This is a genomic window from Shewanella violacea DSS12 (genome assembly GCF_000091325.1).
Lineage (GTDB): Bacteria > Pseudomonadota > Gammaproteobacteria > Enterobacterales > Shewanellaceae > Shewanella > Shewanella violacea.
On the sequence record NC_014012.1, the window covers coordinates 2,468,880 to 2,482,650 of the forward strand.

Annotated in this window: 12 protein-coding genes; 5 read left to right on the top strand and 7 right to left on the bottom strand. The window is 40.7% G+C overall.

Annotated features, from left to right (window positions below; translation table 11 throughout):
* Positions 1–760 precede the first annotated feature (760 nt).
* Positions 761–1,828 (bottom strand): tyrosine-type recombinase/integrase, encoded by a 1,068-nt coding sequence (locus tag SVI_RS10010; RefSeq protein ID WP_013051410.1) that lies wholly within the window; start codon positions 1,826–1,828, stop codon positions 761–763.
* 776 nt (positions 1,829–2,604) lie between these two features.
* Between SVI_RS10010 and SVI_RS10015 the strand changes: the two genes are divergently transcribed.
* Positions 2,605–3,120 carry a hypothetical protein gene (locus SVI_RS10015; RefSeq protein ID WP_013051411.1) on the top strand — a complete coding sequence of 172 codons (516 nt, stop codon included), beginning with the start codon at positions 2,605–2,607 and terminating at the stop codon, positions 3,118–3,120.
* An 80-nt stretch (positions 3,121–3,200) separates the two neighbouring features.
* Here SVI_RS10015 and SVI_RS10020 read toward each other — a convergent pair whose 3' ends face one another.
* The 3 genes from SVI_RS10020 to SVI_RS10030 form a co-directional block, all read right to left on the bottom strand.
* Positions 3,201–4,037, bottom strand: coding sequence for an ABC transporter substrate-binding protein (locus SVI_RS10020; protein ID WP_013051412.1), 837 nt, complete (start codon positions 4,035–4,037; stop codon positions 3,201–3,203).
* Positions 4,038–4,478: 441 nt separating this feature from the next.
* Positions 4,479–5,528, bottom strand: a complete 1,050-nt coding sequence (locus SVI_RS10025; protein ID WP_041419857.1) for an oxidoreductase family protein — start codon at positions 5,526–5,528, stop codon at positions 4,479–4,481.
* A gap of 115 nt (positions 5,529–5,643) precedes the next feature.
* Positions 5,644–7,641 carry a methyl-accepting chemotaxis protein gene (locus SVI_RS10030; RefSeq protein ID WP_013051415.1) on the bottom strand — a complete coding sequence of 666 codons (1,998 nt, stop codon included), beginning with the start codon at positions 7,639–7,641 and terminating at the stop codon, positions 5,644–5,646.
* Between the two features lie 213 nt (positions 7,642–7,854).
* Between SVI_RS10030 and SVI_RS10035 the strand changes: the two genes are divergently transcribed.
* Together SVI_RS10035 and SVI_RS10040 are read left to right on the top strand one after the other, a co-directional pair.
* Positions 7,855–8,202, top strand: a complete 348-nt coding sequence (locus tag SVI_RS10035; RefSeq protein ID WP_013051416.1) for a hypothetical protein — start codon at positions 7,855–7,857, stop codon at positions 8,200–8,202.
* Between the two features lie 106 nt (positions 8,203–8,308).
* Positions 8,309–9,004 carry an SDR family oxidoreductase gene (locus SVI_RS10040; RefSeq protein WP_013051417.1) on the top strand — a complete coding sequence of 232 codons (696 nt, stop codon included), beginning with the start codon at positions 8,309–8,311 and terminating at the stop codon, positions 9,002–9,004.
* A 169-nt stretch (positions 9,005–9,173) separates the two neighbouring features.
* Here SVI_RS10040 and SVI_RS10045 read toward each other — a convergent pair whose 3' ends face one another.
* On the bottom strand, positions 9,174–10,229 hold the full coding sequence (locus tag SVI_RS10045; RefSeq protein ID WP_013051418.1) for a hypothetical protein: 1,056 nt from the start codon (positions 10,227–10,229) through the stop codon (positions 9,174–9,176).
* 239 nt (positions 10,230–10,468) lie between these two features.
* On the bottom strand, positions 10,469–10,774 hold the full coding sequence (locus SVI_RS10050; protein ID WP_013051419.1) for a hypothetical protein: 306 nt from the start codon (positions 10,772–10,774) through the stop codon (positions 10,469–10,471).
* A 246-nt stretch (positions 10,775–11,020) separates the two neighbouring features.
* Between SVI_RS10050 and SVI_RS10055 the strand changes: the two genes are divergently transcribed.
* Positions 11,021–11,575: a GNAT family N-acetyltransferase gene (locus SVI_RS10055; RefSeq protein ID WP_013051420.1), complete on the top strand. Its 555-nt coding sequence runs from the start codon at positions 11,021–11,023 to the stop codon at positions 11,573–11,575.
* Positions 11,576–11,731: 156 nt separating this feature from the next.
* On the opposite strand, the gene SVI_RS10060 is transcribed toward SVI_RS10055, so the two are convergent.
* Positions 11,732–12,883 (bottom strand): ABC transporter substrate-binding protein, encoded by a 1,152-nt coding sequence (locus SVI_RS10060; protein ID WP_157608681.1) that lies wholly within the window; start codon positions 12,881–12,883, stop codon positions 11,732–11,734.
* 137 nt (positions 12,884–13,020) lie between these two features.
* Here SVI_RS10060 and SVI_RS10065 point away from each other — a divergent pair, with 137 nt between their 5' ends.
* Positions 13,021–13,296 (top strand): hypothetical protein, encoded by a 276-nt coding sequence (locus tag SVI_RS10065; RefSeq protein ID WP_013051422.1) that lies wholly within the window; start codon positions 13,021–13,023, stop codon positions 13,294–13,296.
* The last annotated feature ends 475 nt before the right edge of the window (positions 13,297–13,771 follow it).

Sequence of the window (13,771 nt, forward strand, 5' to 3'; positions counted from 1 at the left end):
GATAAAGGAGGACAGCTTATTTACTTGATGAGTATATGGGCAATTTTTATTAATCGAGTTTAATTATGGGAAATTTCATCCCAATATTTTCGAGCTTCATAATTAATTCTACCAGATAAGTCAGCCAGTTAAGATCTAGATTTGTCTTATGGTTGAACCATACTATTCACGTATATTGATGACCAATATGAGATTAGAAAAGATGTGGATGGCAGATATATGTATTGAGTATATGTAAACATGAACTGATAGAATCTAACTGACCATTGAACAGAGTAATCCAATTAAGAAGAGGACTTATTTAAAGGTTAACCATTTATTGTACGAATATTTGCATGTATATTGATGGCAAATATGTGGATGGCAGATATATGTAGGCATGAACTAATAGAGTCTAACTGACCATTGAACAGAGTCATCCAATTAAGAAGAGGACTTATTTAAAGGTTAACCATTTATTGTACGAATATTTGCATGTATATTGATGGCCAATATATGGATGTAGATATGAACTAACAGACTCTATCTGACAAGAGTCCGTCAGTTAAGCCAAGGACATATTAAATGGTTTAACCATTTTATTGCAAGTGAATGTATGGGTGCAGAATACATGTATAGAGATAAGAATGTGCGAACTAACAGACTCTAGCTGACAATCTAGAGTCATCCTGTTAATCCATGATTATATATAATGGTTTAACCATTTTATTCACTAGTTTATTAACTAATGCTAAGTTGAGCGTTAGATACACAGCTATAACTAATCTTTAGGTTTTAAGTAATGTCTTAGAGAGCGGGGATCCGTATGCCCGGTGCGCGCCATGATATACAAATGATCCTTATCATTCTCATGAAGCTGAGTCACACAACCACTTCGTAAACTGTGGGCTCCATAAAATTCCGGGCTGAGACCGGCTTTCCTGCAATACTTTTTTATCATCTGATAAATATCATCACCACGTAAAAAACCTCGATTCACCTGGGGAAGATTATCATGACTATTCAAATTGACTCGACTAGCCACAGAGTAAGGTCTGAGCCGCTGACCATCTCGAGTCAGGGAACGAAAAAGATGTCCTTGAGTTAATTGCGAAACTTCCAGCCAATGTCTGACGGCACTGAACGCCGAGAACTGCTCTGACTCGGGCAGGTCTTTCCACTCCTTGTGTCCTTGCTGATTACTCTTGGAGTAGGCTAGTCTTACTTTTAATTTATTACGGAGAAAGTTAACGTGATTAACTTGGATCTCTGCAAGTTCAGAACGACGAAATCCACCTTGAAAACCTAATTGAATGATGGCCTTATCACGAGCCCGAGTGAGTTCTTGCTCTTGTTTATCTATGGTTTGTAATAATAATTCCAGCTCTTCATACATGATGGGCTGCTGATCATAATCTGAGGTAAGCCTATGCTTATTTCTACTTAAACCACGCATGACTCGGATCACTAAGGGATGTTCACTTGGTGAATGAAATCCGGCCTGGATATGATAAAAACGTATGGCAGCTAAACGTGTGGTGATGGTCTGTTTAGAAAATTGCATACCTGTTCTGTGATGTACTTGCTCTTTTTGATGACCTATAAAAGAGATCACCGAGCGTGGATCCGCAGGCAGATGATTCAAACCATGATGCTGACAATATTCAGTGAAGATGTTGAAACTCGAGCGATAGACCCGGCGAGTATTGTCCGCCACTTCATATTCTGTCTCGCTGGCCGCACTCTTGAAATCATCCAAGATTGAGATCGGCAACTCTTGCTCCTGGAAAAAGCTCTTGTCGCTAGTGATCGCGGGGCGATTAAACTGATTTATACTGAGCTTATTCATGAGTAAATACGGATGTTATTCCTGAAAACAGAGCCGAAATTATAACTTTTGCCAGGCCTCACTACCAGTGATAATCGTCATTATCACTGGTAGAAGAAGTTTTAGTATATATTTAATACTAAACGTAGAAGAGGAGATATAATTAGTGTAAAAACCAATCAAAGTTTATTCTAAGAAGGGTTTTGGAGGCGAGTCAGGTTTTAGCTATTTAGCTTAGATTTAAGTCTGTCTTATATTCTGGTTTAGCTGTTGTATTAATTTATCCGTGTATTTATATATGACCGGTCAGCATTCTTGTTCTCCATGTAAGACTTCATCGGAGCATTTAAACGAGATAATGATTAATAACGAGCCATAGAAATATTGAATGAGTCATGAATACTGAAAAACATCGCTAGCCAATTTATAACGTCATTAACGTCATTAACGTATATTATTTATATCTGTTTTGATGAGGTTTTTAGTCTAGTTAAACTGTCATATATGCTGTAAAAACGAACGCTGGTATTTGTATAGATGAGAGTATAGACTGGTGATAATTAAGATGGGTTAAGTATGGTTAAACCATTCTATTGAGTCCAAATGAAGTAATAATCCATCAGATTAAGCACTTATATAATCTATCTTTTTTGACTTTTAAATGGTTGCACCATACTATTAAATTTGGCATTATAACGGGTCCCATAAGCAAATAAGAGTAAGTCTGCTAGTTTGGTAAAATAGGTTACTCACTCTTAAAACGAGAGCGAACGAACACAAGATGAGAAGGGAATAAGATGAACTATAAACATCCATGGGTCTATCACGGCGAGGCTCCAAAAGCGGGCAGGAAATTATTATTACTCCAAGTGGATGAACTCACTTTTTCTTTACCACTTATCTATCGACTTATTCACCCGGCAGAGATTGCACAAAAGTCAGATTGGTTTAGTGCAAGCATAGTGACTGCAGATGAAAAACAAAACACTCAATATATTATGCTGGTGGAATTATTACAGAGAGTAACTCAAGAGCGAAAGAAGCAGACAAATTTAATTGAACCATTGACTCATTTAAACCAAATGTTGAATCAATATTTTAGTGACTATGGTTGGCGTATGGTTCGCAAAGAATTGTCCCAGATTAAAAAACGACAGAAGAAGTCTCATATAGAATTAAGTAAAGATCTGATCGCAAAATTAAAATCCTATATGGAACAGGAAAATTTAGACAGTTTCGATCAAGCCATAGATAACTTACTCAGTGAAGTCGAATCTTTTAATGGGAGTGATCTTCAGGAGGCATCTAATTAATTTTGATTTCACTAGCTGGTCAGGTTACAACTGACTCCGATGACTAGCTGTTCTATACATATCGACAGCTTAGATAAATCTCACTCGATGATCAGACTGTTACTTAGTCTTTTACTCTTGAGTTTGATATTCCAACGTAGTAATTCATGCTCGCTGAACATCAAGCTTCCCCTCTCAGGTGTGGTTATGGAGGAGAGTTTTCCAGTGACAAAATAACCATTCACAATTTTAGCGGCTTCAACTCCTTGCTGAACACCACTGATGATCAAGCCACCTATGGCCTTTCCTTTTCCAATCGAATAACCCCAAAATGAAAACATGGGTACCGGACTATTTTGGCTTGTCCATTCACTGATTTCATCCAGACTGACATGTTGCTTATGCTTATCAGTCAATGCCGCATAATTGGCGACGATAAGTGCATCATATCCATTTTCTTCTAAAGCTTTAGTACTCAGTTTCCAATCAGTAAAAGTCTCTTCCAGCGATATATCTACATTCATCCCGGCAATATTTTGATGAAACTGATTGTAGAAAGAGGTTTCTAAAATCGCGTAAGAGGTAGGACTCGTGTCCATCAAGACCTTGATATTTTTCACCCCAGGAAACAGATCATGTAACATTAAGATGGAACGTTTAAGTAAAGGACGCTCTAATGTGCCTGATACATTTTTATTTAGCTGAATATAATGTCTGGGATTCGCGTTAATACCGAGAAATACCAGAGGGAGTTTCAGATCTACCAGGGTAGGGCCAAGTAACTTTAATGCGTTATCGTCGGCAAGAACCACTAACTTCGGCTTATGTTTTTCTATAAAGGTAAGAGCCTGCTTTGAAACATTGTCAAATTCACTCATAGGATGACGCTTGGTATCCATCTCATATTCCAGGATACTATGCTCGTCAATCGTGGCCATAAATCCATCTCTGTACTCTTTAACCCACGGATAATCAGTATGGTAGCTATGGATAAATACTAGATCTATGGCGAAAGAATAGCTTGAAAATAGCACAAAAAAGAGACAGCAAGTTTTGTTTAACATCTATTTATAGGCCAACTTTTGTGGAGTAAATGAATACATTTATATGATGTAGGGAGGTATCTTTACAATTGTAACAGAACGACGACTAGATAGTTTATCGGCCGTTCTAGTCCTCAGAGCAGAGAGCCCTGATATCGTGAGAAATGTGTCCTTTGACACGTTTGGCGCTATGCCGATTCACGTTCATCCGATAGCTCTCTTGTATCAAAGTTTAGTCGATTTTTACACTAATTGGTAATTTACCAGCCCAATAGTCTGAGTCGTCAATAATCTGAACCCCTTTATTCATCATGGTTTCAGGCACTATGATGCATCTTAAAGCTTAGTTAAATACTTTAATGCCTGACTTGTCATAGCCCGGGAAAAATCATTATTTTTATGATGCTCGGGGGCCCAGCCTAAAATGAATCGTTGAAAATCGGCCCAAGCGAGGGTAAAAAGTGGACGCCATTCCTGCTCGACTTTACCTGCTGAGATTGTTGATTGTTTGTTAATCAGCGTCTTTTCAAGTTTTAAAAAATAGTAGTCGATGAGTGATGCCTGGTGCTGATCACATTCTTGTTGTGATAAGCAACTTCCAAGGAAATACACCAGATCTCTCATGCCACAACCTCCGCCTACGTATTGAAAATCGACGGCGGCGACCCGTAAACTGTCATCACTAAAGCAAAAATTGGCGACCTTGGCATCACCATGCACCAATGTTTTGAAACGGGTCTGGGTTAATAATCTATCGAGACGGTGAGCCGATAGCTTAAGTGGAGACTCAGGCATGGCGAGGTATTCATCTTCTCGGGTGCCTAGATGCCAATAACTTCCTGTTTTCCATAAGCCCCTAGGCCAATCGTCACTGGGAGAGTCTTGCATGAATTGCCCATGAAAACAGGCCAACCATTCTATGCAAACTTTAGCTTGTTCCAGGGTTAAACTTTGATGTCGTAGGGGATAACCTTGGGCATCGAGATCGCTGAGTAAGATGATAGCTTGACTATCATCTTCCAATCGCTGAGCTTGAGCATCAAAGCTTGAAAGAGGGATATCACCTAGATCATGGGATGAGATACCATAACAAATGGGCACTCGAGCGCCTTCATCACACAAATTAGACCAAGTCTTATACCAATTTACTTCAACACGATAAGAGAGCAATTTTCTTTGATGAGAAGCCGAGGTGTTCCAACCTCTGGGGTGTTGAGTTTGCTTCGGAGGGCGAATGGATTTAACGACAATACTGCTAGGGCAGGTTTCCCCCTTGAGCCCATAGCGAACAATCTCACCATAACCGCTCCAAAGTGTCTGAATGGTTTCGACAGGAAAAACAGAATCACAACTGATTGTTTGTGATATAAAATCTTCAATTTCCAAGGTTAATCGCTGAAATGATATTTACCACGAATAATATCTTATATCCATGCACTTGGGTACGGGTTAAACAGAAAATGAGCATACATTCCTGCTTAACCCTGTATGGCGACCATGATTAAATTGTAAACTGAGCTATCTGACTATTTAACTTTTCTGTCTGTTTCTCGGCATTATTGATGGAACTATTCACTTTTTGGATCTGCTGTACACTTTCCTCAGCCTTATCACTGATGTCTATCATGTGTTTACTGACCTGCTGAGCAGTTGCAGTCTGTTGAGTAATTGCACTGGCAATTTCATTGGTTTGCTGCTGAAAACGGTTTAACACTTGAGATATGCTATTAAAAACCTGTGCAATTTCAGTGCTGTGCGCTTTATTACTCAAGGTTTCCTCTTGGCTCGTTTTCATGACTCTTACCGCTTGGCTTGCACTCGTTTGTAAACGCTTGATAATATCTTGTATTCTCGCCGTTGACTGCTGAGTCTTAGATGCGAGGGAGCGAACTTCATCCGCGACAACGGCAAAGCCACGACCTTGCTCGCCGGCTCTAGCCGCTTCTATGGCAGCATTTAAAGCGAGTAAGTTTGTCTGTTCAGCAATAGTACGGATAACTTCCAATACTTCCGAGATATTCAAGGTCTCATCTTCAAGCTCCTTTACCACGCAGGCAGCTTCACTGATTTTTTCGGCTAAAACCTCGATACCTTGCACCGATTTATCCACCACAAACATGCCTTCACCAACACTCTGCCCAGCCTCTTTGGCTAACTGGTGTACAGCCTCGGCCCTAGTAGCAACATGCTCAGAAGTTTGTGCCATTTCTGTGGCTGCAGCGACCACAGAACCAATAGCCTGTTTCTGACCATTGATATGAGATTTTGACAGACTAATAGCGCCTTGGGCACTTAATGTTTCATGCTCAAGACCCGTGGCAGAATCCCGAGTACCTTGAATAATCTCTTGTAACTGAGAGACAAATGCATTGAAAGCCTTAGCGAGTGCGCCGAGTTCATCTTGTCTGTTTACCTGTATGCGTCTGGAAAGATCCGCGTGTCCTGATGCAATACTCTCGAGGCCAAGTACTAACTGTTGCAGGGGGGCAAGTTGCCAACGAGTATAGAAGGTAATGACTAAGATCATGATAATAAGTATGATCAAGGCTCTCAATCCCTCTTCTAATTGAGCGGCTTTAACCGGGGCCGATATGGCTGACTCTGGCAGCATAAGGGCCACTTGCCAGTTAAGATAAGGAGATTGTAATTTAATAGGCTGACTATAGACGTAGTAAGTCTCACCATGCCAGGTTATCTTGAAACCATCGACTGGGTGATTGAGCATGGCGGCTTGAAGCTGTGAGAAACCATGGGCATCTGGATATTCCTGGTCTACATCCTGTATTTTGAGTTTACTGCCGGTAAATTTTTCCATGTTAGGGAAGGCCACCGCTGTACCCAATTCTGTCATCAGAAAGGATTCACCAAGACCATTTATTTTGGCTATTTTCATTAGCTCCTGAGTAAACTCAGTCATCTGAATGTCTATTCCTACGCTACCAATCAAGGTGTTATCCCGATACAAGGGTTGACGCATGGCTAATGCCAGATTGCCTGACAGGTCTCGTTGGGGATCCTCAATGTATAGGCGGTTCTGTTCGAGCAGATCATTCCACCAGGGCCGCTCGGATACGTTGTAATCATTTTCTATGTATCGTCCTGATTTATCATAATATTCATGGGTGACGGCCGATGAAAAATAAGGAGTGACGATTAAAGGGTCTTGGTCGGCAATTTGCTTGATGTAATCGAGAAGAGTAACTATGGCACGATTGTCTTCATAACTTGCGGCTCTTACCGTTAAGCTTTGGATAGCGTCCAAGGTGGTAGGATTCATAAATAGCATATCAGACTGAAGTTTTTTGGTGATCAAAATACCAGTCAGTTGAGTCTTTACACGATCTAGGGCTAAAGTGACTTCTCTTTGATAATAAGCTTTAGTTGACTCGGTTACTCGCTCAATGTTCAGTGCACCATTAATCGAGGTGATGACAAGTAGGGCAATAGACAGGCCTAATGTTAATTGGGCCACCAGTGATTTTCTTATTATCTTGAGCATGCAAACACTCTGTAGTTTTTATGTTGGTATATTGTATACATAGTTTTACAGGCATAAACCAGTGTTATTTTTAAGCAGTGTGTTTTGGGGCAAAACCACAGCATGATTGCTAGGAAACGGCATCTATGCCAGTGTATTATGTTACAAGCTTAGAACTACGCTCTAGCGAATAAGAGTTATAATTATGAGACAGACTAAAATTGGTTCATTTTAATGCCTAAGATCCCCCCCTTGCCTAAAGAGAAGAAATTGGCTGTGTTATGTAGAATAGAGCCTGGTTGCTTAGGACCAGATGGGTTAGATCATATAGCCGATTTCTGCCGATTCGCTAACCAGGAGCTCAAACAACTCGATGGTAATTTCGTTATTTGGTTGCCACTTCCTCGCTATGATAAATCCCTACCTGAGATGCAGTACTCGGTTAACCAGAAACAATTAAGTCATGATAAGGCTGCCCAATATCTTGAGCATTTTCACAAAGATTTAGATGATTTTGAAGAACACTTTCATGATAAATTATCGGTATTGATTGACGTGTTTCTTGCCAATAAGCAGGCCTAATTATTAGGTAGAATCTAAGTTAATTCGGTATTTTCAATTTTGTGTACATTAGCCTGATTAACATTACGCTTACTCATATTCATTGCTCCTATTCAGGGATAAATTAATGACTAAACATCTGTTTATAACCGGGGCCAATCGTGGCCTGGGCCTGACTATGGTCAAACAATATCTAGACTCTGGCTGGATTGTTACGGCATGTTGCCGTGAGCCTGAGCAAGCTGACGAGCTAACATCACTGCTTGAAAAGCATGAATCTCTTTCGGTTTTCCAACTTGATGTAACCAATTATCAAGAATTGCAGCAGCTTGCGGCTAGTTTACAGGGCGAGCCCATAGATCTCTTGATCAATAATGCGGGCTATTATGGACCCAAGGACAGTTCCCTAGGAGATATAGATGTCGAGGAATGGCGTAAGGTTTTTGAAATCAACGCCATTGCGCCATTAAAAATATTAGAAGCCTTCAGAGCTAACCTTAAACTGGCAACTTCGAGTACCTTGGCTATTTTATCTTCTAAAATGGGCAGTATGGCTGATAATTCAAGTGGTGGCACATACATATATCGTTCATCAAAAGCGGCGGTAAACTCTGTGGTCAAGAGTCTATCGGTAGATCTAACAGAGGATAATATAGCAGTCGTAGCATTGCATCCGGGTTGGGTTCGAACCCAGATGGGCGGCATCAATGGTCTTATCGATACGCACGAATCAGTTACTGGGTTAAAGCGAGTACTGGATAAGCTAGACATGAGTCAAACTGGATTATTTTTAGATTATCGCGGCCAAGAAATCCCTTGGTAGTCCTCTATGGCTGGGCGTTTTCACCACTCAAGGTAAACAGACCTTAGTGGTGACTAATTTAAGTAAGTAAAAGGTGCTAATGAAGTGTATTAGCACCTTATGGGACTTTTAAGCCAATAACCAATAACCAATAACCAAAGAATATTAGCCTGTTACTGGCCTGAGAGGATCAATTTGTTTCTGGTTTCACATCTAGGCCAAATGCTGGAGAGATACACTTCTTAACCTCGAAGCTATAACCGTAATTAGCAGATTTATCACGGCGTATTTCTACAATTTCATAGTCATTAAGTTCTACTATGTTACTACCGGGCGCGATGGCACAACGAGAACGACTATCAGACTCAAGCTGATAGGCAAACCTGGCTATCATGGTTCTGACCATTTTCTCATAATCACCACGAATATGTTCATACTTATCTTTTTTATCCGCATTATCTTGGTTGAAAAATTGCCCTAAGCTTAGGGTTTCCTCATCGTTTTTATCATTATCGCGCAAGTGAGAGAGTTCTTTAACTAACTCATCTTTATCTTGTGGGGAAAGTTTATTCAACACTAAACCGTCTGGATTACTTAAGTCACGACTCAAGTCATTATCGAAACTGGCTATCAGCACCAGATGATAAAGCACGACTGACGACAATATCAGTCGGATAAACATAGTAGTGAATCTAAAGTGGTTGTGGTTTATGAGTTTAAGACCCGTTACCCCTAATGGTTTTAACAACAAGAGGAAGAAGAGATAGAAGGGCACAACAACTTGTAATAGCAATATTGCCAAGGCCGTCATGACGATAATCCAGGCGGGTAGATACAGCAAGATGGCAAAATTATGTGTGTATGAAAAATGCTCCGTAGATACACCGACAACTTCATTTACCACGGAAGCCGCGCCAGCAATGGCGAAGTTGGCTATGACGGCATAAAAAAGTAGTAACACGGCCTTACCCGATAAACTATGCCAGACTCTTGCGAACAGGGGCCAGAATTCCAAGCTTAAGGCAAGTACGGTCACCATGGCGACTAGACCAAGATTATCAGAAAAAATGAGTAATAAGAGGGCGATCAGGTATGATTTTTGAGCAGAGGTTAACCTGGCAAGCATGCCACTAATTGAAGCGAGCATTTTTGTTATAAATTGATAGATGATGATAATAAGTTTTTTAGGCTTATCTACAGCTTGCTTAAAGCGTGCACCTAATTCTTGTTGGGGTAACTTTTCCATTTATACCTGATCCTAATATATTCCTATACGGACAAGATAATAACCTTGAGGAAACAAATGCTCCACTAGTTTTTATATAATGAAACAAGCAGTTGGGTGAAAATTCAGCAAGATAAGAGTAATGTTCAAAACGATTGGCAAGCATTTCACGTAAGACTTGAGTTGATCAACAGCTTCTATGAAGGTGTTATCGTGTCTCATACTATCCGTCAGACCAGGCTGAACCTTGTAGATAAAAGCTATTCAGTATTTGCTAGACCTATGTCTTGGTTATGCATTTTTAGCTCTGCATTGTTATATTTCGGTTCAAGATTCACCTTGTTCAGATCATCGATGGAGTCTGGTTTACTCTGGGTATTTATATCGATAACGCTCAAGCTGGAGAGTTCGTCTGGTATATCCAGACTAATAAACTTGTCGAGCATAACTTGATAAATATCTGTTCCATCATGGCTGGCTTGTGGTTTGTTATGGCTCATCTCGACATCCTGTGAGCATGCCTCTAGCGCGATTAGCAAGGCGAACGATATCAATGATTTTTTCATTTAAGGATGTCCATTTTTGTTTTGTTTCCACTAGGTTACAGGGGAAGTCCCAGTTTGATAAATCTTTGATACAAAATTGTCGTATTCGATTTTATAGATTTATGCTAAGGGGGAACAGGCGTAGAGAGTGTAACAAAATAGACGTTCAGATCGAAGGTCAAACTTTCCCGCCTATGTACTTATCTGGATTTTTTGTTTAGCTTATCCCTCATATATTCATCATTAGCGAGTTAGCTGGAGCACCCTATGATTCAAACATTAACCGCAGCACATTTTACCGATGTCATCTCACTAGGCAATCTGGTTCATGGTGACGGCTATTTAAATGAAACATCCTTAGCCGCTCTGTATCAAAAGGGAATAAGTAATGAGATAAATGCAAACTTTGTTGCTCATCATGATGGCAAGCTCATCGGTTTCCGCCTCACTTATGCGCCGGGGAATTGGCAAACTGATAAATGGTGTACGCCCCATGCTTGGGGGATAGAGGCTCCAAAAGTCTGTTATTTTAAGTGTAATACCCTTGCCGAGCCATTCCGTGGTGCAGGGATAGGAGGCAAGCTATTAAGCGCCTCAATTGCAGCGACGAAGAGGCAGGGGGCGATTGCAGGAATAGGCCATCTATGGAAGCAGAGCCCAAACAACTCTGCGGTGAGATACTTTACCAAGGCAGGTGCCACGCTAATCAAGGAGCACCCTGCGAGGTGGAATAACAGCAAAAATCATTCTGATTATGTCTGCGTGATCTGTGGAACAGATTGCCAGTGCACCGCCTGTGAAATGTTGCTCATTTTTAAATAACTTATTGGGCCTGACAAATTTCAGGCTTAGAATAACAGCCTCATATATCGAGACTCAGTACTCGATAATAACTTGTGCATGTCACAAGCGCCTAGGTCCCACTTTCACAAACAAGCTTGCCCTCACTCATATGCTGGCTCTTAGGCCAATGAACATTTAATGAGAGGCTGACTCTTGACTGACATCCTGCTTAGCGTCTTTGCTGGCCTTGTCGGTCATCTTTTTCATGATCTCATAAGAGCTATGATCATAGGGAGGCACAAACATGTTCTCCTTAAGGATACTCATTGCGTCACCAAGCATGGTATTGGCTGGTGCCAGCTTAGATGCAGGCACCATAGAAAGCTCTCGAGACACACGAGTTTGAACCTGTTTACTGATAAAATAATTTGCGAAAATCTCTGCGGCTTCGAGTTTTCTGCCCTCCAATCCCTTAACGAAATTGATGGTATCTAACCAGGCCATATGTCCTTCTTTAAAGTCTATCAACTGCCAATTAGCTCCTTTCGCATTTTCAGCATATATGTCAGGCCCCCAGCTGCTGACGATCAACAAATCAGGATGGAATTTTGGCGCCGTTTCCCAGAAATCCCCTGCAGCACTATAAAGAGAGGAGAGTTCTTGTTGGAGCTGTCCCTTAGGATCTGAGATTTGTCGCACCCTTTGACGATCCTCTTCTTGTAAGGCCTGGTAAAGTGAGAAGGGGGAAAGGTTTTGTTTCATCAAGGCTAGACCTAAGTTATACCACTCCTGAGACTTGTTTAAGGAGAATTTATGTTTCCATTTGTCCAACCAGAGCGCGTTGACTGACTGAGGCACTTGCTCTTCGATGACTTTATTCCTATTGATATAGAAACCATATATGCCGCCACCCCAGGGAATATATAATGGTTGGTTTTTGCTATTCATTCCCATATCCAATTCAATGAGATTAGGGTAAAGGTGGGCGTAGTTCGTTAACCTGGGAGACTTGATATTGATTGCTTGAATTAATTTTGCAGTTTTTTCCTTCTGCATCTTGATAAAAAAGAGAGTAAGAAAAGTGATATCACACTGTTTAGCACGTATAAGGTCGAACATCTGATCCGCCCCCTGAGCATAGGGAGATACTATTTCGACTCGATATTTATATCCTTGCTTCTTTAACAGCGCATTGACCTTGCCCACATCCTCTTGAGTCACATAGCCTTCCCAGGTTAATACCCTTAGCCTATTGTCTGCCTGGGCATCTTTGACGCAGAAAAACGTCAATACAAAGCTTAATACAATAATCACACTGTGAATCAGCATATTTGTGATAGAAGTCATAGAACACCTAATAGTTGGTCGATTGGTCATTTTACCTATTCAGTTTAGTTCAGCATTTATCTGTTTGATATTGGATATCTTAGTGCGAACTCGCGCTGTACTTGCTATCATTAACCACTGCTCAACAGGGGAACAAGATGAAATCAGACTTAGATAAGATGCTCACCACACATGACAAGCTAGTACACTCAGAAGGGGTAAAGATTATCTCTCATACTCAAAGAGAAGTTGAGGAGTGGGTACAGCACACTGTGATGATAGAAGGTTGTGATGCACCATTTAAGTTCAGGCGACCAAAAAAGTTCAGGTGCCTTAAAGGAAACCGCGTCAACATGACTTATTATCCCGAAACTGAGAAAGTGGCGGGATTTGAAATTGAAGTGATGAAGGTGGTTCGAATTAAGCGGTTTTAAACCGTTAATATTTCGTTCGCAAACTAGAGCTAAAACAGAGTCAGTTAAATAATGTATAGAGAATGATACTAATCACTTTCTAACTCCGTAGAAGTGTGTCCGCAACTCAGGTTTATAACTTAAGATATTCATGCCAGATCAGATGCCCTAATTAGAAGTCCTGATTAAAAGTATGACTCAGCACTCGTTAGCCTGTTCTAGAAGATAATTAGGAATTAATGTCATTATCGACAAAACTGCTATCCATGATAAAGATAGATACACCTGAGCGTACTGAGTGATTACCGCAAGCCCTGAGAAAAAAGCTTAGTTTCAAATAATATCCCCTTGAATGACAGTAAATACCATTGAATTACCTCAAGCCAAGAGAAACAAGCCTAGTTTCAAATAATAAAGCTTGAGTGACAGTAAACAGCATTGAACCAAGCCACTAGGCTCTGGGACCGAGAAGCTTAATAGGGCGCCGCCGTCGGAC